Here is a 25,057-nt window from a genome sequence, read left to right on the forward strand (position 1 = left end):
CGGGCCCCGCGCCCGCGCCCGCGCCCGCCCCCGCGCCCGCGGGCGCGGGCGCGGGCGGGAGGAGGGTGGGGGGGTTAGTCGGATCGGCGGGTGGCGGCTATGGCCAGGTCTACCAGGGCTTGGCGGGCCTCGGTGTCGAGGTCGACGGCGGTCAGGGCGGCCAGGGCGGCGTCGGTGAGTGTGACGATCCGCTGTTCGGTACGGGCCAGCGCCCCGCTCTCCGAGATCACCTCGCGGAGCCGGGCCACCCCGTGCTCGTCCAGCGCCGGGTCGCCGAGCCGGCCGAGCAGCAGCTCGCGGCCCGCGTCGTCGGTGGTCTCCACGGCCGCCGCCACCAGGTAGGTGCGCTTGCCCTCGCGTAGATCGTCCCCGGCCGGTTTGCCGGTCAGCGCCGGGTCGCCGAAGACCCCCAGCACGTCGTCGCGGAGCTGGAACGCCTCGCCCAGCGGCAGCCCGTACGCCGAGTAGGCCGTCCGCACGTCCTCCGGCGCGTCGGCCAGCGCGGCGCCGAGCAGCATCGGGCGCTCGACGGTGTACTTCGCGGACTTGTACCGGGCGACCTTGCTGGCCCGTTCCACCGAGGTGTCCCCGGTGACCTGCGTGAGCACGTCGAGGTACTGCCCGACGGTGACCTCGGTGCGCATCTCGTCGAAGACCGGCCGGGCCCGGGCCAACGACCACAGGTCCAGGCCGGCGGAGTGCAGCAGCTCGTCGGACCAGACCAGGCACAGGTCACCGAGCAGGATGGCCGCGGCGTCGCCGAAACCGTCCGCGTCGCCGCCCCAGCCGGCCTCCCGGTGCCGGGTGGCGAACCGTCGGTGTACGGCGGGCTCGCCGCGACGGGTGTCGGAACGGTCCATCAGGTCGTCGTGGATCAGGGCGCTGGCCTGGACGAACTCCAGTGATGCCAGGGCGGTCAGCACCTGGTCGCCATCCAGCCCGCCGGCCCCCCGGAACCCCCAGTACGCGAATGCGGGACGCAGCCGCTTGCCGCCGCCGAGCACGAACGCCTCGATGGCCTCGGCCACCGGACCCAGAGCGTCGTCCACGGCGGCGAGCCGGACCCGTTGGCCGGCCAGGAACTCGGTGAGAGCCTTGTCGACCCGCTGCCGCAGGCCGGCGCGGTCGACGGGGGACACGGGAGCAGCGTGGGTCACGTCCCGACGCTAGCCGGTCGTCCGTGCTCGTGCTCCACCGCCACGCGTAGTCCCGCCGGTGCGGCCGGGCCCCGTCCGCCCGGCCGGTCGCGTGCCGGCCGCCGCCGCGCGGCCCGGCCCGGTGGCCCGCGTCGAGCTGGCCCGACGGGTGGTCGCGGCGGCCTCGGCGAGCACCACCAGCGGCACGTCCAGGACGACGGCGAGCCAGCCGAGCCAGAACCCGCCCGGCACGCGACGCTGTCGTTCCCACCGGGAAACCTCGTGCCGACTCAACGTCGGCACCCCGGCGGCGGCACACAACTCGGCGGCGGCTCGCTGCTGGCTCAAGCCCCGGTCCAGTCGGCACCGGGCCAGCAGCGGCCCGAGCTGCGCGGGGCGCGGCGATGTGGGCGGGATCATGGGTCCTCCTGGCGGGCGTCGGTGCGGTGACGACCCACCCGCCCGGCCGGACGGGAGCGGCGTCACCGCTCGGTTGCTGACCCCCGCGCGGGACCCGGGCCACCCCCGCCGCCCCTCCCGCACCGTCCCTTCCTACCTCGGAGGTACGACGCCTTATCCGGGCGAAGCAGCCCACCGGACCGGGGCGGCACCGGGCCGCTGGGTGGGAAGGGCCTGGGTCCTGGTGCCATCGACCGCTAGAGTCGGGTCGTGGCGCTCGGTCTTCCCTCGACACTCCCCAATCCGCAGCCGGCGATCGGGGAGCTCATCCGTGAGCACCAGCCGACCTTCTCGTTCGAGTTCTTCCCGCCCAAGACCGAGGCGGGGGAGCAGTTGCTCTGGCAGGCCATCCGCGAGTTGGAGTCCCTGCGCCCGTCGTTCGTGTCGATCACGTACGGCGCCGGCGGCTCGACCCGGGACACCACAGTGGCGGTGACCGAGCGGATCGCCACCGAGACCACTCTGCTGCCGATGGCCCACCTCACCGCGGTCAACCACTCCGTCGCCGAGCTGCGGCACGTGGTCGGCCGCCTCGCCGGGGTGGGGGTGCGCAACGTGCTGGCCGTTCGTGGTGACCCCCCGGGCAACCCGGGCGGTGAGTGGATCCGTCACCCCGAGGGCGTCGACTACGCCGAGGACCTGGTCCGGCTGGTGCGCGACGCCGGCGACTTCAGCGTCGGCGTGGCGGCCTTCCCGTACAAGCACCCCCGCTCGCCCGACGTGGCCAGCGACACCGCCCAGTTCGTCCGCAAGTGTCGGGCCGGCGCGGAGTTCGCGGTCACCCAGATGTTCTTCGACGCCGACGACTACCTGCGGCTACGGGACCGGGTGGCCGCTGCCGGCTGTGACACCCCGATCCTGGCCGGCGTGATGCCGGTGACCCAGTTCAGCACCATCGAGCGGTCCGTGCAGCTGTCCGGTGCGCCGTTCCCACCGGCGTTGGCGGCCCGCTTCGAACGCGTCGCCGACGACCCGGACGCCGTCCGCCGGCTCGGCATCGAGCAGGCCAGCGAGATGTGCCGCCGACTGCTGGACGAGGGCGTGCCGGGAATCCACTTCATCACCCTCAACCGGTCCACCGCGACCCGCGAGGTCTGGCAGAACCTGAAGGCCGGCGCCCGCGTGTGAACGATGCGCCTGCGACACCTGTTGCCCGGCACGACGGTTGATCCGTGGTGGGCACACAGCTGAACTGGGATCAGTACGCCACGGCGTGGGCGCGGTTGCACGGCGGGTTCGACCCTCGGGTCGCCGCGCCGGTGGTGCGCGCCTGGCTGCGATTCGCGTACCACGTCGGATATGTGCTGGGTCGGCTGCGGGTCAGCCCCACCGCGGTGACCGTGGCCGGGGTGCTGCTCTGCTTCTGCGTACCGTTGCTGGTGGGCCGGCCGGGGGACGGGCCGTTCCTCGGCGCGCTGTTCGTGCTGCTCGCCGCCGTGGCGGACAGCGTGGACGGTGCGGTGGCGGTCGCCACCGGCCGCACCACCCGGCTCGGCTACGTCTACGACTCGGTCGCCGACCGGCTCGGTGAGGTGGCGTGGCTGCTGGCGTTCTGGCTGGTGGGAGCGCCGGGTGGGCTGGTGGTCGCGGGCGGCGCGCTGTCCTGGTTGCACGAGTACGTCCGGGCGCGGGCGGTCGCCGCCGGCATGCGGGAGATCGGCGCGGTGACAGTGGGCGAACGCCCCACCCGGGTCTCGGTGGCGCTGGCCGGCCTGCTGGTCGCCGGGCTGGCCGGGCTGATCGAGCCAGACCTGGCCGCTGGCACCATCACCATGGCGACCGCGGTCTGGGTGCTGCTGGCCGGTTTCGGCCTGGGGCAACTGCTCTCCAGCATCCGCCGCGCCCTGCTCGAGGCCGACTGAGCGGGCCAGCCCGACGCCGACCGAAATCAGGCGCCAGGCCGGGTCTACCAGGCGGGGCCGATCTCGTCGGCGACGATCTGCGCGGAGAGGGTCACCATCGGCAATCCGCCGCCCGGGTGGGTGGAGCCACCCACCAGCCACAGCCCGTTCGCCGGGCCCCGGTTCGCCGGGCGGAGCAGCCCACCGGCGGTGCCGTAGATCGAGCCACCTGGCGCGCCGGTCGCCACGTCCAGGTCGGCCGGGGTACGGATCTCGCGGAACAGCAGCCGATCGCGCACGTCCACGCCGCGCCGCGCCAGCACGTCCAGGATCCGGTCGGCGTACGCGTCGGCCAGCCCCGGGCGTCGCCAGTCGACCGCGCCCGCCGCGGTGCCCTGCCGGGCGGCGTTGACCAGCACGAACCACGCCTCGTGTCCGGCTGGGCGGACCATCGGGTCGTCGGCCACTGTGACGAACACCGCCGGGTCGGCCGCCGGCCGGGCCCGTACGCCGCGCCCGGGGTCACCGAAGACCGCGTCGAACTCGGCGTCGTAGTCGTCCGGGAAGAAGACGTTGTGGTGGGCCAGCCCGGTGCTGCCGGAGACGCCGAGCAGCAGCACGAAGCCGGCGAGGCTGCGGTCGGTCAGCGCGGCCAGCCGACGCGGGTGCGGCAGCAGGTCACGGTAGACGGTGAGCGCGTCCACGTTGGCCACCACCACGTCGGCGGGCACCGGGGCGGTGACGCCGGCGAGGCGTACCCCGTGCACCCGGCCGCCGGTGGCGTCGATCCGGGTGACAGTGGCGTCGGTCTGCACGACCACGCCGAGGTCCAGGCAGCGGGTCAGCAGCGCGTCGGCGAGTGTGCCCAGCCCACCGCGCAGGTACCAGCCGCCGAAGGCCAGCTCGGCGTAGGGGACCGCGACCAGCGCCGCCGGTGCCCGACGTGGGTCGGCGCCGGTGTAGGTGGCGTACCGGTCCAGCATCATCCGCAACCGCGGGTCGGACAGGTGCCGGCGGCCCAGGCCGCGCAGAGTGCGGCCCGGGGCGATGGCGGCCAGGTCGCCGACGCGCCAGGCCAGCGACGCGAGGTCGCGGGGAGAGTCGACGGTACGACGCAGGATGTCCTGTGAGGAGGCCTGCCACACCCGCGCCGCCCGCCGCCACAGCCGCTGCCAGTCGGCTGCCGCCCGGTCACCGAACGCGGCCCCGATCCGGGCGGTGAACTCCGCCGGGTCGGCGCACGAGTCCAGGGTCGGGCCACCGTCGGGAAAGACGTGCCGGACGATCGGGTCCAGTCCGACCAGGTCCAGGTATTCGTCGAGCTTCGCCCCGGTCGCCTCGAACAGGTCGTGGAAGACCTCGGGCAGGGTGAGCAGGCTCGGCCCGGTGTCGAAGTGGAACGACCCGGCCGGGGTGTCGTGCGCGTACCGGCCGAGCTTGCCGCCGACCGTGTCGGCCCGCTCGAAGACGGTCACCTGGTGCCCGGTAGCGGCCAGCCGGGCGGCGGTGGCGAGGCCACCCACCCCGGCGCCGACGACCACGATCCGCGCCATGCCGCGTCCTCCCTAGCTGACCGGGCGGCCCCGCCAGGTCAGGCGGCGTCGCTTTCGCAGATGGTACGACCGCAGGGTCAGCCAACCGAGGACCACGACCGACACGGGGTGTGCGAGCGCGTCGGGCCACCACCGGCCACCGGTCGCGCGGGCGGTGAGCACCCGTCCGGCCACCCCGAGCACGTACGCGGCCAGGCCCACGGCGGCCACCCTCGGTGCGCCGGCCGCCGCACCCGTCAGCGCGATCAGTGGTGGGGCGGTGTAGAGCAGCAGCAGCGCCGCCACCACGGCTGCCGCCGCGCCGGGGTGCCCGAAGGACGCCCAGAGCGACTTCGAGTACCCGTCGCGCAGTTGCGGCCAGTTGTCGTACATCCGGCAGGTGGCCAGCCGGGAGCCGTCGGCCAGGGCGATCCGCCCACCGGCCCGCTTGACCGCCCGGGCCAGCTCGACGTCCTCCAGGATCTTGTCGGCGACCGCGGCGTGCCCGCCGGCGGTGGTGTAGCCGGCCCGGTCCACCACCAGAAACTGCCCGCCCGCCGCGGCCAGCGACGGCCGCGACGAGCGCTCCATCGCGCGCAGCGGCAGGAAGGTCAGCCAGAGCCACTGCAACAGCGGCTGCACCAACCGGTCGCCGGCCGTCGCCACCACGATCCGGGGGTACGGCGACAGCAGCGTCACCCGGGCGGCGCGCAACTCGGTGACGGCAGCGGCCACGGCGTGCGGGGCGAGCACCACGTCGGCGTCGACGAAGACCAGCGCGGTGGCGTCCGGGTCGGCCCGGGTGGCCAGCTGCCAGCAGGCGTGCGGCTTGCCCAGCCAGCCCGGCGGTGGGGCGACCCCGGTGAGCAGCGTGACCCGGGGGTCGTCGCCGGCCACCGCGCGGACCACGTCGGCGGTGCCGTCGGTGGACCCGTCGTCGAGGACCACGACGCGCAGCCCGGGTACGCCGCGCTGGGCCAGCAGGGCGCGCAGGCAGGGTGTGACCCGGGTGGCCTCGTCGCGCAGCGGCAGCAGCACGGTGACCGGCTCGTCGACGTCGTCGGGCCGGTCGGTGGGTCGGCGCAGCCACCGGGTGGCGTTGAGCCAGGTGTGCCCGGTCAACGCGGCGACGGCGATGAGCAGGGCGAGCAGGGCGGTCATCGGGTCGCGTCGACGCCGGGGCGGTGTGGCTGGTGGGTCTCCCGACCGGGGTCACCGCCCCGGCGGGCACGCAGGAGGGTCACCGCCAGGGGTACGGCGGTCACCGACATGCCGGCGGCGCCCCAGAGCGCCGAGGCGGGCAGGTCGAGGAAGACGGCGTGGGCCAGGATGCTGGAGAAGTACGTCCACAGGTAGAGCGCGACCATCGGGTGGTCCCGCCGGTCGGTGTGTTCGGCGGCCGGCCCGGCCAGCGGGCGCAGCGCGCTCATCATCAGCACGGCGAAGAGCAGCCAGCCCAGGTAGTTGCTGACCGGGATGCCGGCCAGGCCGGGCAGGGCCGGGGTGGCGTCGCGCCAGACCCAGTAGCCCTCGGCCACCATCTGCGGGTCGAGGAAGAGGTCCCAGGCGGCCAGCCCCACGGTGGCCAGCGCGATCCGCCCCACCCACCGACCCACAGTCGACCCGCTGCCGCCGCCTGCCGACCCGCTGCCGCCGGCCGTTGCGGCAGTGCCGCCGGTCAGTCGGACCGCTGCCAGCCAGGCCGGCCAGGCCATCCAGGTCCAGGCCAGCGGAATGATCAGTGGCACGCCGGCCAGCTTGGGGCCCAGCTCTCCGGAGTAGTCGTAGCTGCCGAACGGCACGCCGGTGGCCACCCCGATCGCCTCGATCGCGAACCCGCCGCCGGTGGCCACCGCGACCAGCGCCGCCGCCACCCGTGGGCCCCGGCTGAGCAGCGCGTGGCCGACCGAGAGCAGCCAACCGAGGACGACGGTGGCCACTGTGAGCCCGGCCCGGGTGGCGCCGGTGGTGAGCGGGTAGCAGATCTGGGCGAGCACCAGGACGGCGAGCATCGTCCAGGAGATCCGCCGGGTCATGACGCCGGTGGCTCGAGCGGCAGATCCCGACCGAGTACGCCGAACGGTCGCTCGTCGCCGGGGAAGTGGAAGTCGCGCAGCACGTCGACGAAGCCGAACCGTCGGTACAACCGCCAGGCCCGCGAGGTCTGCTCGTCGGCCTCCGGGGTGGACAGCAGCACGGTGTCGCCCTCCGCCATGCCGAGCAGCGCGCGCAGCTGACCGGCGCCCAGGCCGTGCCCCTGCGCCGGTGGCCGGACGTGCAGCTCGACCACCTCGAAGCAGTGGGTGAGCCAGCGCGTGCGGGTCGGGGTGTCCAGCGCGCGGTGCACCTGGTCGTGCCACCACTGACCGGAGGCGCCCAGGTAGCCGTAGCCGAAGCCGGCGAGGTGACCCTCACTGGTCAGGCTGGCGACCGCCCGGAAACCCGGCCGGCGGACGTGGGTGGCGATGTAACCGCGCCGGGCCTCCAGCAGGTCGGTGCGGTATCCCATCGCCTCGCCGTAGACGGCCACCACGTCGTCCAGCCGCCGGACGAGATCGTCCGGCGTCCAGCGCACCAACCTCATGCCCGTCCACCCTTCACCGTTTCCGGGCCGCCGTCGGCGACCCATCCGAGCACCGACCGGTCGCCGACCACGTCGCGCACCTCGAACCGGGCGAACAGCTCCTCGGCGTACCAGCCCGCGGTGGGGGTTCGCATGATCGCCGCCCGATGCTCCGGGTGACGGTACGCGAACGCCACCAGGTCCGTCGGGGCGCGCCACACGCTCACCGTGCCCTGCCAACCCAACGGGGCCTCTCCGACCCCGAACCGGGCCAGCAGCCCGGGCGCGTCGCGCAGGGCGGCGACCACCGGCGGGATCGCCCGCCAGAAGGTGGCCGCCCGGCGGGCCCGCAGCCGGGCCCGGGTCAGTGCCAGCACCGGGCCGGCGACCCGGCCGCCCGACGGGTCGCCGAACGGCCGCTGGCCGGACCACTCGCCCCGGCTGGTCAGCGGGCGTAGGTCGATTCGCGCCTGGGCGTGGGCGATGCGCGCCCAGGCCCGCCCGACCGGCGAGTCGTCGAAGCCGGCCGCCGCGGCGGGAGAGTCCCAGACGGTCAGCGCCGCCCACCGGGTCAGGTCGGCGTCCCGTGGCCCGAAGTCGGTGCCGGTCCCGGTGCCCAGCAGCTTGCCGAACCGAACGCCGGGGAGGGCCCGCAACCGGCGGGGGTCCACCGCCATCCGGGTCAGCGCCCGGGGCAGCGCGCCGTGGGAGGTCCGCCACACGTGCAGCGTGACGAGCTCCGGGGCCGCGCTGACGTCGCCGCTGGGCCTGCTGGTTCGCTCGCTCCGCTCGCTCACGCCACCTCGGCCGGGATGCCGGCGGTGACCCGCAACAGCTCGGGGTAGGTGGTCGGGAAGACCGCCTGGGGTACGCCACCCGCGGCCCAGATCTCCGGGTACGCCGCCAGCGCCGTGTCCACCAGGGTGCGTAGCGGGTGCGGGTGCCCGAGTGGGGCGACCCCGCCGATCGGCTGCCCGGTGTGGGCCCGGACGAACTCCGGGGTGGCCCGGCGCAGTCGGGTGACGCCGATCGATGCCGCCAGGCCGGCGGTGTCGACCCGGTGTGCGCCAGAGGTGAGGACGAGCAGCGGAGTGTCGTCCGCGTCGAAGATCAGTGAGTTGGCGATCTGGCCGACCTCGACGTCGAGTGCCTCGGCGGCCGCCGAGGCGGTGTGCACCGCGTCGGGCAGCAGACGGACCATGCTGGGCTCACCGGCGCCGTCGAGAGTGCCGGCGGCGGTGAGCGCGTCCTGCACCGCCCGTACGTTCGGGTGTGGCTGCATCCCGCCATTCTTCCCGGTCCGCTGGTGGCCGGTTCAGCCGGCCGGCACGCTCGGCGCGTCACACGTTGCATTTTCGTCGGAGGGGAGGTGTACTGTCAGCAGCAGTTAGAACGAGTGTTCGATTGCCTCGAACGCCCGTTCCAACCAGCCGGAGCGCGGCGTTTCGCGGCGCCACCTCCGGGCGGTGCGGCTCCGCGGGCCGCACCTGGGTTTCCGGGCAGTCGCGAGCCTGGTCCCAACAGGCAGGAGCGTTGCCCGCCGCCCACGACCCCCGGGCGGCGGGCGACGCACCCGCCGGTCCGCCGGCCGGGTGTGGTGTGGGGAAGCATCCACACCCGGCCGGCCACACCCGGTGCGTCTTCCTCCGCACCACCCCGACCTCGGCGTCTCGTCGGCGGCATCAGCCGCCGCAGTGGCGTCTCGGCCACGTGGAGGAGAGACATCCATGCCGACCAACCCGGCTCAGGCACCGACGGTGCCGGCGCACGTGTTGCCGCACCGCACCCCCGCCCAACTCCTCACGTTGGCCCGCCGTGGGCTGGTCGAGGCCGGCCAGACCCGACCTGACGGTCTGCGCTACGCGGCTGCCCACCTTGCTGCCCTGCGCGCGGCGGCGGCCCTGCTCGCCGCCCGGGCCCGACCCGCGCCGAGTCGACGTAACCGGATCACCAGCGTCTGGGTCCTCCTCTGCGCCGTCGCTCCGGAGCTCGACGAGTGGTCCCGGTTCTTCGCCGCGGGGGCCAGCAAGCGCGCCGCCGCCGAGGCCGGCATCCCCCGGGTGGTCAGCGCCCGGGAGGCCGACGATCTGCTCCGCGCTGCCGAACAGTTCGTCACGGTGGTGGAAACCGCGCTCGGCGTGGCCCACCAACCGGCCCTGGACGGCCTCGCCGCCTGATCCCGCCGTGCCACCGGCCGCCCGGCGGGGGGAGCCGGGCGGCCGGTGGCACGGCGTGCCGGTCCTGATCTGATCCACAGCAACGACGGGGGAGTTGGTCCAATGGCGGGCCGCATGGTGGTCGGTTCCGCCGCGCTGGCCGATCTGGTGCGCCCGGCGAGCGCGCCCGACCCAGTCGGTGGCCACCGGGTGCTGCCGGTGGTGCCCGAGCTGACGGGTCTGCTGCCCAACAGGGGCCTGCGCCGGGGTAGCACCATCGCTGTCGCCGCCGGCCAGCCACGCCGCAGCGGTGGCACCTCGCTGATGCTGGCCCTGCTCGCCGAGGCGTCCCGGGCCGGCTCGTGGTGCGCCGTGGTCGGGGTGCCGACGTTCGGTGCGGGCGCGGCGGCTGAGCTGGGCATCGCCCTGGACCGGCTGGCCCTGGTGCCGAACCCCGGCCCCGAGTGGGCCACAGTTGTCGCCGCGCTGATCGACGGGGTGGACGTCGTGGTCACCACAGTGCCGGCCTCGGTCTCCGCCTCGGTCGCCACCCGGTTGGCAGCCCGGGCCCGGCAGCGCGGCAGCGTGCTCGTCCCGTACGGCCGGTGGGACGGCGCGGACGTGACGCTGCAGGTGGTCCGGGGAGTCTGGGAGGGTCTCGGGTTGGGTCGGGGGCGGTTGCGCCGCCGGGAGATCACCGTCTCGGCGCGCGGGCGCGGGGCGGCCGCCCGGCCCAAGGAGATCAAGGTCTGGCTCCCGGGTGACGAGCTGACCCGGGTGATCCCTCGTGCGCTGCCGTCGCCCGTGGGCCGATCGGCCGCGCCACTCGCGCTGGTCGGTCGGGGGTGACCGGCGCGCCGGCGCGCACGCTGCTGCTGTGGTGCCCGGACTGGCCGGTGCTCGCCGCCGAGATCGTCGACGGGGTGCCGGCGACCGGCCCGGTCGCCGTGCTGCACGCCAATCGGGTGGTCGCCTGCTCCGAGCGGGCCCGCGCCGAGGGGGTGCGTCGAGGGCTGCGCAAGCGGGAGGCGCAGGGGCGCTGCCCGCAGCTCGCCGTCGTGGAGTACGACCCCGGCCGGGACGCCCGGGCGTTCGAGCCGGTGGTCGCCGCGGTGGAGGAGTTGGTCGCCGGTGTCGAGGTGGTCCGTCCGGGTGCCTGCGCGGTGGCCGCCCGGGGGCCGGGCCGTTACCTCGGCGGTGAGGAGGCGGCCGCTGAGCGGATCATCGAACACGTGGCGCAGTCGTGCCTGGTGGAGAGCCAGGTCGGCATCGCCGACGGGGTGTTCGCGGCCGGGTTGGCCGCTCGCGCTGGCCGGGTGGTGGCACCGGGTGGGACACCGGAGTTCCTGGCCGGGTTGCCGGTCGAGGCGCTCGGCCGGTCGGCGCTGGCCGACCTGCTGCGTCGGCTGGGGGTACGCACCCTCGGCGACTTCGCGGCCCTGCCGGCCGGCGACGTGCTGGCCCGGTTCGGGTTCGACGGTGCGCTGGCCCACCGGCTGGCCGCCGGGCGGGACCACCGCCCACTCGCCGTCCGACAGCCGCCGGCCGACCTGACGGTGACCGCCGAGCACGACGAGCCGATCGACCGGGTCGACGCGGCGGCGTTCGTGGCCCGGGCGCTGGCCGAGCGGCTGCACGAACGGCTGGCCGGGCACGGGTTGGCCTGCACCCGGCTCGGCATCGAGGCGGTGACCGAGCACGGGCAGGAGTTGCACCGGGTGTGGCGGCACGATGGCCTGCTCACCGCCGCGGCCATCGCCGACCGGGTGCGCTGGCAGCTCGACGGGTGGCTCTCCGGCAGCAACGGCCGCGCCGGTGCCCGGCCGGCCCGACCGACGGCCGGCATCATCCGGCTGCGACTGATCCCGGACGGGGTGATCGCCCAGGCCGGTCTGCAGGCCGGGCTCTGGGGGGAGACCGGCGAGGAACGGGAACGCGCGCACCGGGCGTTGAGCCGGGTGCAGGGCATCCTCGGCCCGGAAGCGGTGGTCACCGCGGTGCTCGGTGGTGGGCGCTCCCCGGCCGACCAGGTGCGACTGGTGCCGTGGGGCGACGAACGCGTCCCCGCCCGTCCTGGTCCGCCGGCCGATGCCGGCGCCGACCCGGCCACCGGCCGGGGTGCAGGCGGGGTTCCGCCGTGGCCGGGCCGGCTGCCGGCGCCCGCGCCGGCGGTGGTGCTGCCCAGCCCGCTCGCGGCGACGGTGCACGACGCCGCCGGCGAGCCGGTGGTGATCAGCGCGCGGTTGGCGGTGAGTGCCCCACCGGCTCGGCTGGTGGTCGGCACCGGTCAGCCGGCGGAGATCGTGGGCTGGGCCGGCCCGTGGCCGGTGGATGAGCGGTGGTGGGCGCCGGTCGAGGCCCGCCGCCGGGCCCGGTTCCAGGTCAGCCTGGCCGACGGCGCCGCCCTGCTGCTGGCCGTCGAGGCCGGGCAGTGGTTGGTGGAGGCAATCTATGACTGAGCCGGTGCTCCCCAGGTCGGAGGCGGCTGCTCGATGAGCTTCCACAACCCGAAGATGCCCTGGTCGGAGCTGGAGCGGGTGCTCTCCGGGCGGGCCAGCGGCTCCGGCCGGTCGGGCGGCGGTCGGTCGCGCGAGGAGCGGCACCTGCACGTGGTGGATCCGCTCGCCGTGGACGCCGACGGCGGCGACTCCCCGGCGTGGAGCCGCCGCCGCGAGCAGTACCAGCCACCGGAGCTGATCCGCCCCGACGGCGTGGTGCCCTACGCGGAGCTGCACGCGCACACCAATTTCAGCTTCCTCGACGGCGCCAGCCACCCGGAGGAGCTGGCCGAGGAGGCGGCCCGGCTGGGGCTCACCGCGCTCGCCGTCACCGACCACGACGGCTTCTACGGGGTGGTCCGCTTCGCCGAGGCGGCTCGTACGCTGGGCCTGCCGACCATCTTCGGCGCGGAGCTGTCCCTCGGCCTGCCCGGCCCGCAGAACGGCGAGCCCGACCCGCACGGCGCGCACCTGCTGGTGCTCGCGCACGGCCATGAGGGGTACGCCCGGCTGGCCACCACCATCGCCCGCGCCCAGCTGCGCGGCGGGGAGAAGGGCCGCCCGGACTACGGGGACCTGGAGGAGGTCGCCGCCGAGCTGCGTGACCATGTGCTGGTGCTGACCGGCTGCCGCAAGGGGCACGTGCCGGGGGCACTGCTCACCGAGGGGGTGGACGCGGCGGCCCGCGAGTTGGACCGGCTGACAGCGCTCTTCGGCGCGGAGACGGTGGCCGTGGAGCTGACCGACCACGGCCATCCCATCGACGCCGACCGTAACGACGCGCTCGCCGAACTGGCCGCCGCGGCCGGGTTGCCGACTGTGGCCAGCAACAACGTGCACTACGCCAGCCCCGGCCGGCGTCGGCTGGCCACCACCGTCGCCGCGGTCCGGGCCCGCCGCAGCCTGGACGAGATCGACGGCTGGTTGCCCGCGGCGGCCACCGCTCACCTGCGCAGCGGCGCGGAGATGGCGGCCCGGTTCGCCGCGTACCCGGGTGCGGTGGCGCGGGCCGCCGAGTTCGGCGCCGAGTTGGCCTTCGACCTCCAGCTCGTCGCGCCGCAGCTACCGGCGTACCCGGTGCCGCCGGGGCACACGGAGATGAGCTGGCTGCGGAAGCTGACAGCTGACGGGGCACACGAGCGCTACGGGCCGCCGCAGGCGCACCCGACGGCGTACGCGCAACTCGACCACGAACTGAACATGATCGAGGAGCTGGGTTTCCCCGGCTACTTCCTGGTGGTCTACGACATCGTCACGTTCTGCCGTGACCAGGACATCTACTGCCAGGGTCGGGGTTCGGCGGCCAACTCGGCGGTCTGCTACGCGTTGCGGATCACCAATGTGGACGCGGTCCGGCACCAACTGCTCTTCGAGCGGTTCCTCGCCCCGGAACGGGACGGTCCACCCGACATCGACGTGGACATCGAGTCCGACCGCCGGGAGGAGGTGATCCAGCACGTCTACACCCGTTACGGCCGGGAGCACGCCGCCCAGGTCGCCAACGTCATCTCCTACCGGCCCCGGTCGGCAGTGCGGGACGTGGCCAAGGCGTTCGGCTACTCGCCGGGGCAGCAGGACGCCTGGAGCAAGCAGATCGACAGGTGGGGCTCGGTCGCCACTGTCGATGTCGAGAACATCCCCGAGCAGGTGGTGGAGTACGCCAACGAGTTGCAGACGTTCCCGCGACACCTGGGCATCCACTCCGGCGGCATGGTGATCTGCGACCGGCCGGTGATCGAGGTCTGCCCGGTGGAGTGGGGGCGGATGCCCGGGCGCAGCGTCCTGCAATGGGACAAGGACGACTGCGCCGCGGTGGGCCTGGTCAAGTTCGACCTGCTCGGCCTGGGCATGCTCTCCGCCCTGCACTACGGCTACGACATGATCGGGTCCCGGCTCGACCTGGGCGACATGACCCTGGACGACCCGGAGGTCTACGACATGCTCTGCCGGGCCGACTCGGTCGGGGTGTTCCAGGTGGAGAGTCGGGCCCAGATGGCCACCCTGCCCCGACTCAAGCCCCGCGAGTTCTACGACCTGGTGGTCGAGGTGGCGCTGATCCGCCCCGGCCCGATCCAGGGCGGATCGGTGCACCCGTTCATCCGTCGCAAGAACGGCCAGGAGCCGGTGACCTTCGCGCACCCATTGATGCGTAACGCCCTGGAGAAGACCCTGGGTGTGCCGTTGTTCCAGGAGCAGCTGATGCAGCTCGCCATCGACCTGGCCGGCTTCGACGCGGCCGAGGCCGACCAGTTGCGCCGGGCGATGGGCGCCAAACGGTCGGTCGAGCGGATGACCCGGATCGCCGACCGGCTCTACGCCGGGATGGCCGAGCGGGGCATCACCGGTGAGCTGGCCGACGACGTCTACCGCAAGCTCACCGCGTTCGCCAGCTACGGCTTCCCGGAGAGCCACGCGATGAGCTTCGCCTACCTGGTCTACGCCAGCTCCTGGCTCAAGCGTTACCACCCCGCGCCGTTCCTGGCCGCGCTGCTCAACGCCCAGCCGATGGGTTTCTACTCGCCGCAGACCCTTGTCGACGACGCCCGCCGGCACGGGGTGGAGGTCCGTCGTCCGGACATCAACGCCAGCGGGGCTCTGGCGGTGCTGGAGTCCACCCCGGAGACCCGGTGGGGCAGCGGGCCGGGGGAGCCGCCGCACGCCTGGGGGCTGGGCGGTCCCGCCGTCCGGCTCGGCCTGTCCGGTGTGCGGACCCTCGGCGCCGACGTGGCCGAACGGATCGAGGCCGAACGGGTCGCCGGTGGGCCGTACCGGGACATGCCGGATGTGGCCCGGCGGCTCGGTCTCACCGCCGCGCAGCTGGAGGCGTTGGCCACCGCGGACGCCTTCGCCTGTTTCGGGCTGACCCGGCGGCAGGCGCTGTGGGCCGCCGGCGCGGCGGCCCAGGACCGGCCGGGTCGGCTGCCGGGCACGGTGACCGGCGCGGCGGCGCCCACGCTGCCCGGGATGGAGGCGGTGGACCGGCTGGTCGCCGACGTGTGGGCCACCGGGTTGTCGCCGGAGAGCCACCCCGCCCGGTTCATCCGGGGTCAGCTCGACGTGCTCGGCGCGGTGCCGATCGCCCGGCTCGGCCGGGTGGAGCCGGGGCAGCGGATCCGGGTCGGTGGCATCGTCACCCACCGGCAACGCCCGGCGACCGCGGGCGGGGTCACCTTCCTCAACCTGGAGGACGAGACGGGGATGCTCAACGTCACCTGTTCGCCGGGGCTGTGGCAGCGCTACCGGCGGGTGGCGCGGACCAGCGCCGCGCTGGTGGTCCGGGGGCGGTTGCAGCGGCACGAGGGGGTGACCAACCTGGTCGCCGACCGCCTGGACGCCATCGAGCCACCGGTCAGCCCCGCCTCCCGTGACTTCCGCTGATTCAGTGATCCACATTACGGTTTCCCGAGCCGTCGAGCGGGAGACTCGTTCCGAGCGGGCAGAGCGGCCCGTGATCCGTGAGGGGGAACGACAGTGACGGGAAATCACGCGTACACCGGTGGAATCGCCAACGCCCGGCGGACCCGACTGGGCACCGGCTGGGTGCCGTCGCACCTCGCCGACCCCCGCGAGTACGAGGTGACAAACGGTCCGGTGGCCAACGAGCGCCGGTCCCGGGCGGAGGACGAGGCCGAGGGCACCGAGGCCTGACCGGCCGCCGCACCACGCACCGATCGGGCGTGTGGTGGGCGCCCCCGCCACACGCCCACACCACCACCGGACCGGGTGACTAGGCTCGACCGGGTGGAGCAGACCCGAGGCCGGTTCGCCGAGCCGCCGCTGACACCCCGTACCGCCGTGATCTGGTCGGTGCTCCGCGCCGAGCTGGACCGGCGCGGCGACGCCGAGCTCACAGTGCTGGACGTGGGCGGTGGCACCGGCGGTTTCGCCGTTCCGCTGGCCCGCGCCGGGCATCGGGTCACGGTCGTCGACGCCAGCCCCGACGCGCTCGCCGCGCTCACCCGTCGCGCCGCCGAGGCCGGGGTGGCCGACCGGATCGCCGCCGTGCAGGGCGACGGTGACGCCCTCGCCGGGCTGGTCGAGCCGGCCGGCGTCGACCTGGTGCTCTGCCACGCCGTCCTGGAGGTCGTCGACGACCCGACGCCGGTGGTGACCGCGCTGGCCACCGCGCTGCGCCCGGGTGGCGCGGCCAGTGTGCTGGTGGCCGGCCGGGCCGCCGCCGTGCTGGGCCGCGCGATGAACGGGCACCTGGACGTCGCGACAACCCTGGCCGCCGATCCGGCCGGCACCGCGGGCCCGCGCGACACGCTGCGCCGACGCTACGACGCCCCCGGCGCCGCCGCGCTGCTCGGCGCCGCCGGGCTGGTGGTCGAGGAGATCCACGGGGTACGCGTGCTGGCCGACCTGCTGCCGGCCGCGGTCGCCGACGGGCAGTCCGCAGCCGTGGTCGAGCTGGAACGTGCGCTGGCCGCCCAACCGCCGTACCGGGACCTGGCCGCCCAACTGCACCTGTTCGCCCGCCGGCCGGCATGATCGCCGAGGCTGGTAGCCGGCCTGCGCCGCTGGAGATCCTCGGGCCGGGCCACGGCGGCGGCCGTCTCGCCGACGTGCTGCCCAGCGCGCTGGCCGTGCTCGGGGTGCCCGGCTCGACCGACCCGCTCGGGCTCCGGCCCGAGCTGGCCGGGGTACGCCGGATCGCCGTGCTGCTCGTCGACGGGCTCGGCTGGTACCAGCTGCCGACCGCGGCGCCGTACGCGCCGACCATCGCCGGGCTCGCCGCGACTGTGGCCCGGCCGCTCATCGCCGGCTTCCCGTCCACCACCCCGACCAGCCTGGTGTCGCTGGGCACCGGTGTCGCGCCGGGCGCACACGGGGTGCTCGGCTTCACAGTGCGGGTGCCCGGCACCGATCGGGTGCTCACCCACACCGACTGGGCCGCCGATCCGTCGCCGCTGCGCTGGCAGCCGGTGCCCACCCAGTTGGAGCGGGCCCGCGCCGCCGGGGTGACGACGAGCGTGGTGAGTCGTCCGGAGTTCGGCGGCAGTGGGTTGACACTGGCCGCCAACCGGGGTGGCGACTTCCGGGGCGCCGCCGGCGGGGACGCGGTGGCCACCGCCATGCTGGCCGCGCTGGCCGCCGGGGCCGGTCCCACACTGGTCTCCGGCTACCACGCCGACCTGGACCGGCACGGCCACGTCAGCGGCGTCGACTCGGCACCCTGGCGGGTCGCCGCCACCGAGGTGGACGCCCTGGTCACCCGCCTGGTCGACGGGCTGCCGCCGGATGCGGCGCTGCTGGTGACCGCCGACCACGGGCAGCTCGACATCCCTGCCGCGCACCGCTTCGACCTGGACACCGATCCGCGACTGCGCGCCGGCGTGCGGCTGGTGGCCGGCGAGGCCCGGGTGCGTTACCTGCACGTCGAGCCGGGCGCGGTCGACGACGTGCGGGCCGCCTGGTCGGAGGTGCTGGGCGCCACGGCCCGGGTACGCACCCGCGACGAGGTGGTGGCCACCGGCTGGTTCGGGCCGGTGCCCGAGGAGCACCTCGGCCGGATCGGCGACGTGGTGGTGATCTGCAACGACACGTACGCGGTCATGGCCAGTCGCACCGAGCGGCCGATGGCGTCGAAGTTGGTGGCCTACCACGGGTCGGACACCGCCGCGGAGCTGACAGTGCCGCTGCTGGTCGTCCGGGGCTGACCCGGGGACGGTTCGGCCCACTGGCCGATGGTGGTGTCGTACCCCCGGGTTAACCTGCCGGGATGGGCCGCAGCCAGTCGTTGCCCCGGGGCGACGATCCACGCTTCGGGCCGGACGCCGACGACTCCGCCAGCCCGATCCTGCACGTCGACATGGACGCCTTCTTCGCCGCCGTCGAGGTGCGCCGCCGCCCCGAGCTGCGCGGCCGACCGGTGGTCGTCGGCGGTGTCGGCCCGCGCGGGGTGGTCAGCTCGGCCAGCTACGAGGCCCGCCGGTACGGCGTCCGCAGCGCGATGCCGACCAGTCAGGCCCGGGCCCGCTGCCCCCACGCGGTCTACCTGCCACCGGATTTTTCCGCCTACACGGCCGCCTCCCGGGCCGTCATGCAGATCTTCCGGGACGTCACGCCGCTGGTCGAGCCGCTCTCCCTCGACGAGGCGTTCCTCGACGTGACCGGCGCCCGGCGGCTCTTCGGCTCTCCGGCCACCATCGCCCGGCTGATCCGTCGCCGGGTCGCCGACGAGCAGGCGCTGACCTGCTCGGTCGGGGTGGCGCCGACCAAGTTCGTGGCCAAGCTGGGCTCCACCCGGGCCAAGCCGGACGGCCTGCTGGTCGTGCCCCCGGGGCAGGTGCTCGACTTCCTGCACCCGCTGCCGGTGAACGCCCTGTGGGGGGTGGGGGAGCGCGCCGCCGAGTCGCTACGCCGGCTCGGCCTGACCACCGTCGGCGACCTCGCCGAGGCACCGGTGGGCATGCTCCGCCGGGCCGTCGGTGCCGCCTCGGCATCCCACCTGCACGAGTTGGCCTGGGGGCGCGACCCGCGCGGGGTCAGCCCCGAGCACGTCGACAAGTCGATCGGCGCCGAGGTGACCTTCGACGTCGACGTGGCCGACCCGTTGGAGATCCGCCGTGCGTTGCTCGCGCTCAGCGCGAAGGTCGGTGTCCGGTTGCGCGGCTCCGGGCAGGTCGGGCGCACCGTCTCGCTCAAGGTCCGGCTGGCCGACTTCCGCACCGTCAGCCGATCTCGCACCCTCGACGTTCCCACCGACACCGCCCGCGAGATGTTCGACACGGTCTGGGCGCTCTATACCGCGTTGGACCCTGGCGAGCGGATCCGCCTCGTCGGTGTCCGGGTGGAAGGGCTCGCCTCGGCGCAGGGCGCTCCCCGGCAACTCACCCTCGGCGCGCCCGAGCGTGGCTGGCGCGAAGCGGAAGCTGCCGCGGACGCCGCCGCTGCCCGTTTCGGGCGGTCCGTCATAGGTCCGGCCAGTCTGATGGGCGACCGTGATCCCCGTCGAAACGAAAATCCACCCCGCCCATAGGTCGTCCCGCTTTCCGACGCGCGACCCCCCTCGTAGACTTGCGGGTAAGCAGCCGGTTGGCTGCCACGGTCTGTCGGCCCGAGTGGGCCCGACCAACGTGACCGGGGAGGAGTGCCGTGCCGCTCTCGGAGCACGAGCAGCGGCTGTTCGAGCAGATCGAGCGGTCGCTTGCCGAGGACCCCAAATTCGCCTCGGCCGTGCGCGCCAGCGATCCGCGCTTCCATGCGCGGCGTCGCCTGCTCGTCGCCGCCGGCGTCATCATCGCTGGCTTGGCTCTACTGGTCTATGGCGCGGTGATCAAGACTCCACCACTGGCGGTGGCGGGCTTCGTCGTCATGCTGGCGTCGGCGGCGTTCGCGGTGCAGTCGCACCGGCGGGCGCAGTCACCCGACCTGCACGTGGTGGGCGGCACGACGAGTCGTCGTCGTCCCCGCGGTGGCCGATCCGGTCGCCGGTCGTCAATCCTGGACCGCATGGAGGACAGGTGGCGGCAGCGCCCGGAGGGGCACCGCTGAGCCGGTCCCGCCGCTGAGGCGGGCCGTACGCCGCGACGAGCGGTCGCCGGGCACAGCCCCCGGCGACCTCCGTCGTATCCGCGCGCCCCCGTTGCGCGCTCTCCGCAGGGATGCCCCGACCCGCAGAAGCACCTCACCGAGGAGCGACCACTCTGCGCATGATCGTGCTCGGTCCTGGATGTAGTGGCATCGTGCGCCCGGGAAGGGCCTACCTCCTGGATCGAGCACGACCTAGGGTGGCGGCAGCTGAGGCGGGTGGGGCGGCGGTGGTGGCCGCCGCCCCACGGACCTGGAACTGGTCGGTCAGCGAGCGGCCCGGTCGGCCAGCAGCCGTCGAGGGTTCCACCGCAGCAGCCGGTACCGGGCCTGCCCGGTGAGCGCCACCATCCGGCCGGACCTGTCGGCCATGGCGGTGCGCCAGCGCAGCAGCACCGAGGGCGGCAGCACGGCGGCGAGCAGGCGGGTCCGTCGGTCCGCCCGTGTCGCGAGCGCCGCACGGACCGCGCGTAGCGCCGGCAGCAACCCCTCACCGGTCAGCGGATCCCGCGCGTAGCGGGCCCGCTCCTCCGCCCGGCCGAGCAGCCGCGCCGACCCGATCGCGTCGTCATCGTCGAGGGAGTCCCGGACAAGCCGGTCCGCTGTCGCCCTGGGCGTCTCGGTCGGATCGACCGGGACCCGGAAGTCCACAAGCGTGTCGAGCAGCTCCGCCCAGGCGGCGTGCGCGTCCGCGCGGGCGCGGTTGGCGTCCGCGCTGACCACCACCGGACGTGCCCCCGGCTCGCTGCCGCCGTCGACCCTCGCGGAGGCCATCGCCCCGCTCGCCGCGCGGCCACTGCGTCGGCGGCGCAGGGCCATCCGGCGCAGCGCGGGCACCGCGAGCAGCACCAGCAGGGCCACCAGGCCCGCTGCCCACCACGGCCAGACCGGTGGCTGCTCGTTCGGCGTCGTCCCGCCGAGAGAGAGCCCGTCGTCGGTGTCCCGGTCGGCGTTGTCCGGGCCGGTCGACTCCGTCGAGGCGCCCGGGTCCGTCGGGGCGCTGGTGGCGCCGCTGCTCGGGCTGGGCTCCTCCGGCGCGTCAGTGTCCGGTGCCCAGGCCGACCGGGTGGAGCCGGGCACCCCGTACGCCGGGGTGGCGTCGAACGGCACCCAACCAGCCCCGTCGAAGTAGACCTCGGTCCAGGCGTGCAGGTTGAGATTGGTCAGCGTGAAGGTGTCACCGTCGCGCTTGCTGCCGTTGGTGAACCCGAAAGCCACCCGGGCCGGGATGCCGGCCGAGCGGACCAGCCAGGCCATCGCGGCGGCGTACTGCTGGCAGTAGCCGACCTTGTTGGTCAGAAAGTTGACGATGTCCTGACCGCTGCTGCCGCTCTCGGTGCTCAACCGGTAGCTGAAACCGTTGTCCGCCGAGAAGTGCTGGTAGATCGACAGCACCCGGTCGTAGTCAGTGCGTTTGCCCTGGATCAGCCCCTTGACCAGCTCCTCCACCTCGGGCACCGGCCCGGGGGTCGCGGTCATCTGTCGGCGTACGGGGTGTTCGGTAGGCAGCGGCTTCGCGGTCCGCAACGCGTCGGGTGTGAAGGTCGAGCGAACGTAGTCGAAGGAGTACTTCCGACCGCGGGAGTTCTCCCGGTTGGAGAAGACGACCTGCTGGTTGGCGTCGTAGAGCCAGTTGTCACTGAGGTCGTCGGCGCGGGTCGGTTCGGCGTACACCGGCATCAGCGACATGCTCAGGCTCTTGGTGACCTCGACGGTCGCCTGGTAGGTGGCCTGCCGCACGCCTGGCCCGGCCCGGTCGGCCGGGTTCGGCAGGTCCCGGTTGACCGACCTGCCGCTGGGGCTGCGCGCCTGGAAACCAGCGGGGCGCAACTCGTCGGCGACCGCGTAGCGCAGGTAGAACGGGTTCTGCTCGGACGTCTTCACCTTCACCAGGTCGGCCACCTGGGACTGGTTGAGCTGGCCGGCGAGCGAGGCGAAAAGGTCGATCCGACCCGACGTGCCCCCCGAGCCGGACCCGTTGCCGGTGCCGTTGCCCGGCCCTCGGCTGAGCGAGTCGAGCAGCCCGCCGGTCATGCCGGGCACCGCCAGCGGCAGCACCACCGCCAGGGCCACCCCGACCGCCGCGAGCCGACGGCCGGCGGACGCCAGCGGAGAGGCCTCCCACACGTCGACGTCACGGCCATCACCGGTGAACCGGCGCCCGAAGCGGCGCACCCGGTCGACGTTGTCGGTGACCAGCAGCCAGAGGTAACCGGCGGCGCCCACCACGAACGGCACCGCGGGGACGCTGTCCACGTAGACGGCGACCGGCACCGAGTAGATGGCGAGCATCGGCAGCCCCGCCAGCGCGGGCCGGCGCAGCCCCACGGCCAGTACGTCCACCAGCACGGCGACCCCGCCGACGCCGAGCACGGCGATGAACAGCAGCGGGTCGGTGTCCGGGACCTCGACCCCGTACGAGCGCATGTCCTGCATGGAGCCGGCGAGCAGGTCCCCGAAGTACGCGAACGTGCCCGGGGTGGGCAGGATCGCGAACAGCTCCTGGCCGCTGGGGAACAACCAGGTCAGGGCGAGCATCAGGCCGGCCAGCATGCCCAGCACCTGACCCCACAGAGGTGCCCGGGCAAGGCGGGTCAGCGCGGCCACCCCGGCCACCACGGCGACCGCGATGATGGACTCGATCAACCACGTCCAGCCCTGGAAGATGGCCGACAGCGGCGCGGCGGCCAGCAGCGTGGCAGCGGCCGCCACCATGCCGATGTTCCGAGTGCTGATCATGCGGAGAACCTTCCGTTCATCGCACACCGCCGGCGACCGTCTCGGCCAGCGCGGCCCGCAGGGCGAACCCCTGGGCGCCCCGACCGACCTGCGGCCACAGCGCCGGCAGCCGGCCGCCGTGGTCGACGCCGACCACCCGCCAGCCACTCTGCAACATGGCGAGGACGGCGGCGGCGTGGGCGTGCTCCGCCTCGGCCCGCGCCTTCTCCGGCAGGCTGAGCCAGGTGGAGCTGTTCAGGAGGAAGCCGACACAGGTGGCGCCGTTGCCCCGCAGCCCGGCCAGCAGCTCCGCCTCGGCGACGCTCACCGTGCCGAACAGGCCGATGATCAGACCGCCGTCGGCGCGTTGGCGGACCCGCTGCACGAGGCCGGTGACCTCGGCGCGCTGATCCAGTCGGACCTCCGCGAGGTGGTCGAGCAGCGCACCGTCCCCGCCGGCCTCGGAGGCGTCCACATCTGCCCCCGAGCCGGTGACCAGGCGCAACTTGTAACCGGCCTGCCGCAGGTGAACGGCGATGCTCGCGGCGGCCGAGACCGACCACTCGAAACTGGCCGTCGGCCCCTCGCCCCGGTGGCCGTACGCCCGGGTGTCCAGGACGACGGTGGCCCGGCTCTCCCACGGTTGCTCCTCGCGGCGCACCATCAGCTCACCGGTGCGGGCGGTGGACTTCCAGTGCACCCGGCGCAGGTCGTCGCCGCGCCGGTACTCCCGGGTCGCCGCGTCGTCCTCGCCGTGCACCGCCACCGAGCGGGCCCGGCTGTCGCCGCTGCCCGCGTACTCCCCGGGGAGCCGGACCGACGGCAGCGGGGTGACCTGCGGGATGACCGTCAGGTGGTCGGTGCTGGGGAAGGAGCGGGTGAGCTCGCACAGGCCGAACGGGTCGGTCATCCGGACGACCAGCGGGCCCACGTCGTAGCGGCCCCGCACGTCGGCCCGCACCGTGTACGCCACGGAGCTGGCCTGGTGCGCGCCGAGCCGCTCCAACACCACCCGGGGCCGGCTGCCCAGCGCGTAGGGCAGCCGGTCCTCCAGGAGCAGGGTGCCGGTCGGCAGCCGGGACAGGTTCTGTAGGCGCAGCACCACCCGGGAGTTGGCGCCGACCGGAACCCGGTGCGGGTCCAGGGAACGGTTGCAGGCCAGCTTGTACCGGCTCCGCCCGACGTAGGCGGCGGCCAGCAACGGCAGGATGGCCAACAGCACAGCCACCCGGAGCAGGTCCTTCTCGCCGAGGATTCCGGCCGAGATCGCCGCCGCGACCGCAGCGGCGAGGAAGGACCGCCCGCGGGTGGTCAGCCCGCGCAGCCCGGCACGCACGTCATGGCCTCCGCGGCTCGTAGGGTGCGCGACCGTTGCCGGTGGCGGGGGGCCGGGTGTCGTACGGGTTGCGCTGCCGGTCGTGTGGCAGCGGCAGGCGGTGCACCAGCTCGGAGACGATCGCGTCGGTGGTGCGCCGGGCGAGCTGCGCGTCGGCGGTCGGGATGATCCGGTGGGCGAGCACCGGCACCGCCAGGGCCTGCAGGTCGTCGGGGAGGACGTAGTCGCGGCCCTCCAGGGCGGCGACCGCCCGGGCGGTGCGCAACAGTTGCAGGGTCGCCCGGGGGGACGCGCCGAGCCGCAGGTCGGGGGCCTCGCGGGTGGCGGTGACCAGGTCGATCGCGTACTGCTTGACCGCGTCCGCCACGTGCACCTGCCGGACGGTGGCGATCAGCTGCCGGACGATGGCCGCGTCGGAGACCGCGCGCAGCTCGTGCAGCGGGTCGGTGGCGCCGTGCCCGTCGAGCATGGCCAGCTCGGCGTTGGAGTCCGGGTAACCCATAGCGATGCGGGCGGTGAACCGGTCGCGCTGCGCCTCCGGCAGCGGGTAGGTCCCCTCCATCTCGATCGGGTTCTGGGTGGCGATCACCATGAACGGGGTCTGGAGCTGGTACGTCACCCCGTCGACGGTGACCTGCCGCTCCTCCATGCACTCCAGCAACGCCGACTGGGTCTTCGGCGAGGCCCGGTTGATCTCGTCGCCGACCACCAGGTTGGCGAACACGGCACCGGGGCGGAACTCGAAGTCGTGCGTCTCCTGGTTGTAGACGCTGACCCCGGTGACGTCGCTGGGCAGCAGGTCGGGGGTGAACTGGATCCGTCGCACTGTGCAGTCGATGGACCGGGCGAGGGCCTTGGCAAGCTTGGTCTTGCCGACACCCGGGACGTCTTCGATCAGGAGGTGACCCTCGGCGAGCAGGACGGCCAGGGCGAGCCGCACGGTGGCGGTCTTACCCTCGATGACCTGCTCGATGTTGGCCACGATGGCCTCGCTGGCGGCGCGGAACTCGTCGTGCGGCAACAGGCCGCCCACCTCGTCCCAGGTCTGTTGTGTCACGGGCCTCCTCCTCGTCGCCGTCACGGCAGCTCTCTAGAGAGCACCTGGACCCGCCGTTGGGTTCGCGACGTCGAGCCTCGTTTGCCGCAGGAATCTCACTAGTCTCTCAGGCTAACCATGTTTGTCGTTATCGCCGACCCCCGCAGGTAGTCCGTCGGTTACGCACCGATATTCGCCAGCTCGGGGGAACGGGTTCGACACCGCCCGGGGGCCGGGCAGGGCGAACCG

General features: G+C 74.2%; 22 protein-coding genes. 11 read left to right on the forward strand and 11 right to left on the reverse strand.

Annotation, left to right across the window (positions count from 1 at the left end; translation table 11 throughout):
* Window positions 1-74 precede the first annotated feature (74 nt).
* Both ABZ794_RS32825 and ABZ794_RS32830 read right to left on the reverse strand, forming a co-directional pair.
* Window positions 75-1,157 (reverse strand): polyprenyl synthetase family protein, encoded by a 1,083-nt coding sequence (locus ABZ794_RS32825; RefSeq protein WP_357519293.1) that lies wholly within the window; start codon window positions 1,155-1,157, stop codon window positions 75-77.
* A gap of 9 nt (window positions 1,158-1,166) precedes the next feature.
* A complete protein-coding gene (locus ABZ794_RS32830; RefSeq protein WP_238690617.1) occupies window positions 1,167-1,556 on the reverse strand; it encodes a helix-turn-helix domain-containing protein in 390 nt (129 codons plus the stop codon).
* A 249-nt stretch (window positions 1,557-1,805) separates the two neighbouring features.
* Here ABZ794_RS32830 and metF point away from each other — a divergent pair, with 249 nt between their 5' ends.
* Window positions 1,806-2,723, forward strand: a complete 918-nt coding sequence (gene metF / locus ABZ794_RS32835; protein ID WP_112623915.1) for a methylenetetrahydrofolate reductase [NAD(P)H] — start codon at window positions 1,806-1,808, stop codon at window positions 2,721-2,723.
* A gap of 44 nt (window positions 2,724-2,767) precedes the next feature.
* Window positions 2,768-3,457: a CDP-alcohol phosphatidyltransferase family protein gene (locus tag ABZ794_RS32840; RefSeq protein WP_210785727.1), complete on the forward strand. Its 690-nt coding sequence runs from the start codon at window positions 2,768-2,770 to the stop codon at window positions 3,455-3,457.
* Between the two features lie 44 nt (window positions 3,458-3,501).
* Here ABZ794_RS32840 and crtI read toward each other — a convergent pair whose 3' ends face one another.
* Genes crtI through ABZ794_RS32870 form a run of 6 tightly spaced genes read right to left on the reverse strand, consistent with a single transcriptional unit; the run spans window position 3,502 to window position 8,813 of the window.
* Window positions 3,502-4,989 (reverse strand): phytoene desaturase family protein, encoded by a 1,488-nt coding sequence (crtI, locus tag ABZ794_RS32845; RefSeq protein ID WP_357519296.1) that lies wholly within the window; start codon window positions 4,987-4,989, stop codon window positions 3,502-3,504.
* A gap of 12 nt (window positions 4,990-5,001) precedes the next feature.
* Window positions 5,002-6,129 carry a glycosyltransferase gene (locus ABZ794_RS32850; protein ID WP_357519298.1) on the reverse strand — a complete coding sequence of 376 codons (1,128 nt, stop codon included), beginning with the start codon at window positions 6,127-6,129 and terminating at the stop codon, window positions 5,002-5,004.
* Window positions 6,126-7,004, reverse strand: a complete 879-nt coding sequence (locus ABZ794_RS32855; protein WP_238690620.1) for a carotenoid biosynthesis protein — start codon at window positions 7,002-7,004, stop codon at window positions 6,126-6,128. Before ABZ794_RS32855 ends, ABZ794_RS32850 begins: the two co-directional genes overlap by 4 nt.
* Window positions 7,001-7,552 (reverse strand): GNAT family N-acetyltransferase, encoded by a 552-nt coding sequence (locus tag ABZ794_RS32860; RefSeq protein ID WP_210785723.1) that lies wholly within the window; start codon window positions 7,550-7,552, stop codon window positions 7,001-7,003. The genes ABZ794_RS32855 and ABZ794_RS32860 overlap by 4 nt, the downstream gene beginning before the upstream one ends.
* Window positions 7,549-8,328 (reverse strand): monooxygenase, encoded by a 780-nt coding sequence (locus tag ABZ794_RS32865; protein ID WP_357519301.1) that lies wholly within the window; start codon window positions 8,326-8,328, stop codon window positions 7,549-7,551. Before ABZ794_RS32865 ends, ABZ794_RS32860 begins: the two co-directional genes overlap by 4 nt.
* Window positions 8,325-8,813 carry a YbaK/EbsC family protein gene (locus ABZ794_RS32870; protein ID WP_210785722.1) on the reverse strand — a complete coding sequence of 163 codons (489 nt, stop codon included), beginning with the start codon at window positions 8,811-8,813 and terminating at the stop codon, window positions 8,325-8,327. The genes ABZ794_RS32865 and ABZ794_RS32870 overlap by 4 nt, the downstream gene beginning before the upstream one ends.
* Window positions 8,814-9,258: 445 nt before the next feature.
* Here ABZ794_RS32870 and ABZ794_RS32875 point away from each other — a divergent pair, with 445 nt between their 5' ends.
* The 9 genes from ABZ794_RS32875 (at window position 9,259) to ABZ794_RS32915 (ending at window position 19,682) form a co-directional block, all read left to right on the forward strand.
* A complete protein-coding gene (locus tag ABZ794_RS32875) occupies window positions 9,259-9,708 on the forward strand; it encodes an SAV_6107 family HEPN domain-containing protein (RefSeq protein WP_007463070.1) in 450 nt (149 codons plus the stop codon).
* A gap of 102 nt (window positions 9,709-9,810) precedes the next feature.
* Complete coding sequence (locus tag ABZ794_RS32880; protein WP_238690621.1) at window positions 9,811-10,536, forward strand: hypothetical protein; 726 nt, start codon at window positions 9,811-9,813, stop codon at window positions 10,534-10,536.
* Window positions 10,533-12,146: a DNA polymerase Y family protein gene (locus ABZ794_RS32885; RefSeq protein ID WP_357519304.1), complete on the forward strand. Its 1,614-nt coding sequence runs from the start codon at window positions 10,533-10,535 to the stop codon at window positions 12,144-12,146. Before ABZ794_RS32880 ends, ABZ794_RS32885 begins: the two co-directional genes overlap by 4 nt.
* A gap of 33 nt (window positions 12,147-12,179) precedes the next feature.
* Window positions 12,180-15,563 (forward strand): error-prone DNA polymerase, encoded by a 3,384-nt coding sequence (locus tag ABZ794_RS32890; protein WP_238690623.1) that lies wholly within the window; start codon window positions 12,180-12,182, stop codon window positions 15,561-15,563.
* A 93-nt stretch (window positions 15,564-15,656) separates the two neighbouring features.
* Window positions 15,657-15,833: a hypothetical protein gene (locus tag ABZ794_RS32895; protein WP_167492956.1), complete on the forward strand. Its 177-nt coding sequence runs from the start codon at window positions 15,657-15,659 to the stop codon at window positions 15,831-15,833.
* A gap of 75 nt (window positions 15,834-15,908) precedes the next feature.
* Entirely contained in the window at window positions 15,909-16,676 is a 768-nt protein-coding gene (locus ABZ794_RS32900) for a methyltransferase domain-containing protein (RefSeq protein ID WP_091407658.1), read from the forward strand.
* Window positions 16,673-17,845, forward strand: a complete 1,173-nt coding sequence (locus ABZ794_RS32905; protein ID WP_357519306.1) for a nucleotide pyrophosphatase/phosphodiesterase family protein — start codon at window positions 16,673-16,675, stop codon at window positions 17,843-17,845. Before ABZ794_RS32900 ends, ABZ794_RS32905 begins: the two co-directional genes overlap by 4 nt.
* A 62-nt stretch (window positions 17,846-17,907) precedes the next feature.
* Window positions 17,908-19,167 carry a DNA polymerase IV gene (locus tag ABZ794_RS32910; protein ID WP_357519308.1) on the forward strand — a complete coding sequence of 420 codons (1,260 nt, stop codon included), beginning with the start codon at window positions 17,908-17,910 and terminating at the stop codon, window positions 19,165-19,167.
* 116 nt (window positions 19,168-19,283) lie between these two features.
* Window positions 19,284-19,682: a DUF3040 domain-containing protein gene (locus ABZ794_RS32915; RefSeq protein WP_030334542.1), complete on the forward strand. Its 399-nt coding sequence runs from the start codon at window positions 19,284-19,286 to the stop codon at window positions 19,680-19,682.
* Window positions 19,683-19,985: 303 nt separating this feature from the next.
* Here the strand turns inward: ABZ794_RS32915 and ABZ794_RS32920 are convergent, their stop codons facing one another.
* From ABZ794_RS32920 to ABZ794_RS32930, 3 genes are read right to left on the reverse strand one after another with little or no spacing between them, the layout of a single operon-like run.
* Window positions 19,986-22,457: a DUF3488 and transglutaminase-like domain-containing protein gene (locus ABZ794_RS32920; RefSeq protein ID WP_357519310.1), complete on the reverse strand. Its 2,472-nt coding sequence runs from the start codon at window positions 22,455-22,457 to the stop codon at window positions 19,986-19,988.
* Between the two features lie 16 nt (window positions 22,458-22,473).
* Window positions 22,474-23,772, reverse strand: coding sequence for a DUF58 domain-containing protein (locus ABZ794_RS32925; RefSeq protein WP_210785716.1), 1,299 nt, complete (start codon window positions 23,770-23,772; stop codon window positions 22,474-22,476).
* A 1-nt stretch (window position 23,773) separates the two neighbouring features.
* Window positions 23,774-24,829, reverse strand: a complete 1,056-nt coding sequence (locus ABZ794_RS32930) for a MoxR family ATPase (protein ID WP_091407670.1) — start codon at window positions 24,827-24,829, stop codon at window positions 23,774-23,776.
* Between the last annotated feature and the right edge of the window lie 228 nt (window positions 24,830-25,057).

It is taken from the genome of Micromonospora sp. NPDC047187, from assembly GCF_040643355.1.
Lineage (GTDB): Bacteria > Actinomycetota > Actinomycetes > Mycobacteriales > Micromonosporaceae > Micromonospora > Micromonospora salmantinae.